1 protein-coding gene and 2 pseudogenes are annotated in these 2,668 nt (G+C 64.4%); all 3 read right to left on the bottom strand.

Features of this window, described 5'->3' with window-relative positions; genetic code table 11:
- Positions 1-204: 204 nt before the first annotated feature.
- Positions 205-775, bottom strand: a pseudogene (locus tag ACPZMI_RS25425) (methyl-accepting chemotaxis protein); the annotation flags it as partial.
- A gap of 198 nt (positions 776-973) precedes the next feature.
- Positions 974-1,981 (bottom strand): annotated as a pseudogene (locus ACPZMI_RS25420) (methyl-accepting chemotaxis protein); the annotation flags it as partial.
- A gap of 196 nt (positions 1,982-2,177) precedes the next feature.
- Positions 2,178-2,668 (bottom strand): methyl-accepting chemotaxis protein (locus ACPZMI_RS02980; protein ID WP_426351638.1); only part of this gene is annotated, 491 nt, incomplete at its 5' end.

Genomic DNA, 2,668 nt, shown 5'->3' with positions numbered 1-2,668 from the left:
GTGTTCGCGGGACAAGCCCGCTCCCACAGGGATTGGGCTGGCCTTTAGATTTTGAGCAAGACAGTTGCTCCTACAAGCTGAACCTCCCCACCATCCCGCGCAATTGCTGTCCCAACTGCTCCAGTTCGCCACTGGAAGTGGCCGTCTGCTCGCTCGCCGAACTGGTGTGATCGGATGCCTCGCGCACGCTGATCACGCTGCGGTTGATCTGCTCGGCCACCACGCTCTGTTCTTCGCTGGCGGTGGCGATCTGCTGGTTCATGCCCTGGATGTTCGACACGGTCCGGGTGATCTGCCCCAGTGCATCACCCGCTCGGCGACTCAGATCGACGCTCTGCTCGGTCAGGGTCCTGCTGCTGTCGAGCAGCGAGGTGACTTCATCGGTGCCTTTGTGCAGGCTCTCGATCAGGTGCTCGATCTCCTCGGTCGACTGTTGAGTGCGCTGGGCCAGGCCCCGCACTTCATCGGCCACCACCGCGAAGCCGCGACCGGCTTCGCCGGCACGCGCCGCTTCGATGGCGGCATTGAGGGCCAGCAGGTTGGTCTGTTCGGAAACCGACTTGATCACATCCAGGATGCTGCCGATCCGTTGGCTTTCCCCCGCCAGGTGTTGCATCGAGGCGAGGCAGCGGTCCATCTGCGTTGCCAGCTGTTCGATACGCGCGATGGCTTCGGCCACCACCTGATCGCCCACTTGCGCCTGCTGGTCAGCGTCGGTTGCGGCCAATGAGGCATGTTCGGCGTTCTGCGCCACTTCCTGCACGGTCGCGCTCATCTGGTTCATCGCCGTGGCCACCTGGTCGGTTTCTTCGCGCTGCTGAGTGATGCGCTCGAGCGTGTCGGCGCTGGCTCCGGCCAGTTGCGAGGCCGCTTGTGACAAGTGCTCGACGCTCTGGTCGATGCCGCCGATCAACTGGCGCAGGCTCAGGGTCATCTCGCGCATGCTGCTTTGTAACTGGCCCATTTCGTCGCGCCGCGCCACCGTCTCCACGTGGCTGAGGTCACCGCGGGCGATCCGTGCGGCCTGGGCCAGGGTCTGGCGCAAGGGCTGGGTGATCTGCCGAGTGATCAACCAACAGGCCAGCACGCCGACCGCGAGGGCGAGCAGTGCCACGCTGGTCAGTATCGAGCGCGCGGCCACAGCCTCATGGTCGCGTTGTGCGACTTTCTGCTCGGCCAGTGTCACGCTGGCGTCCCTCAGGTCATTACCCATGGTTTCCATGTCGTTCTGCAGTTGTTCGACGCGGATCGCTGCTCGGCGGTATTGCTCCAGGCTGGTCCGGTACTGGGCCAGGGCGAGCGTGGGGCGCGCCATGAGGTCGCTCGGCAATGCGAGCGGGGCGAGCGCCGTGAGCATCTGTTCCAGGCTGACTTGCGCGGCATCGAGCGCCGTATTGCCGACCTGAGCGAAGTCCTCGACGGGTGAGAACGTGTAGGCAGGGACCAGGCTTTGCTGGTTGGCGCTGTCGACCTGGCGCGTGAGCGTGTCCATCAGCCCGAGCAGGTTGCCCTGCGGTTGGTCGGCGGGAAGCTTGAGCAGAGCCTGGGTCTGCAGGTCGTCGATGACTTCATCCAGTATCCGGTCCTTGTCCTGCATGATCGTGCGCAGCTCGGTGCGGCTCCCGACTGCGCGCAGCAGCTCGGCGAAATGTTCGCGCAGGCGTTGCAACTGGCGCAGCTTCTCGCTGAGCAGCTCGCGCGACTGATCGACGCTGCTGCGTTGCTGAAGCAGCGTGAGCCGGCGTTCGAGCTGGTCGAGGATCGCGTCGATGCGTGCCTTGCTGGTGTCGTCGGCCAGCACGCGGTAGGTGATGCGCTCGGCGCGCAGGTCTTTGCTCAGGTCATTGATCTGGATGATCTCGCTGAGCTGCTGCGAGCGAATGATGGCGCCGTCCAGGGCGCGCCAGCCGCTGACGGTGGTGGCGAGGGTGAGCAACAGGACCACGGCGAAGCCGAGGGTGAGCTTGAGGCGGACGCTCATGTTGCCGAGGTGGTGGTTGAGGTATCCGAACATGGCGAGTCTCCATCCATTTGAGAGAAGGGCCATGCTGTTAGGTTGCCAGCATGGCCCTCCTGCTCATCGGCAGAGATCGCGTGAGACTCGACCTGCAAATCGAGTGGGAAAAGTCCTCAATAGCGTGGTGATTATTCCGCGCCCTGCAGGGCAAGCACCCTGCTCAGAGGCGGAAACGTCCCACCAGGCCCTGCAGGTGGGTGCCAAGCCGCGCCAGCTCCACGCTGGAACTGGCGGTCTCCTCGCTCGCCGCCGAAGTCTGGTCGGAAATATCCCGTACATTCATCACGCTGCGATTGATTTCCTCGGCCACCGCGCTCTGCTGTTCGGCCGCGGTGGCGATCTGTTGGTTCATCGACTGGATCGAGGACACGGTGCGGGTGATGGTTTCCAGCGAGCTGCCGGCACGACGGGTCAGTTCCACGCTGCTGTCGGTGAGCTCGCGGCTGCTGTCCATGACGCTGGAGACGCGCTGGGTGCCATTTTGCAGGCTGGCGATCAGCTCTTCGATTTCTTCGGTGGACTGCTGCGTGCGCTGGGCCAGGCTGCGCACTTCATCGGCGACCACGGCAAAACCACGGCCGGCCTCACCCGCGCGGGCGGCCTCGATGGCGGCGTTGAGGGCCAGCAGGTTGGTTTGTTCGGCGATGGCGC

It is taken from the genome of Pseudomonas wayambapalatensis, from assembly GCF_049942315.1.
Taxonomy (GTDB): domain Bacteria; phylum Pseudomonadota; class Gammaproteobacteria; order Pseudomonadales; family Pseudomonadaceae; genus Aquipseudomonas; species Aquipseudomonas wayambapalatensis.
The sequence above is the reverse complement of the archived record's forward strand: the minus strand, read 5'-3'. Positions and strand labels throughout refer to the sequence as shown.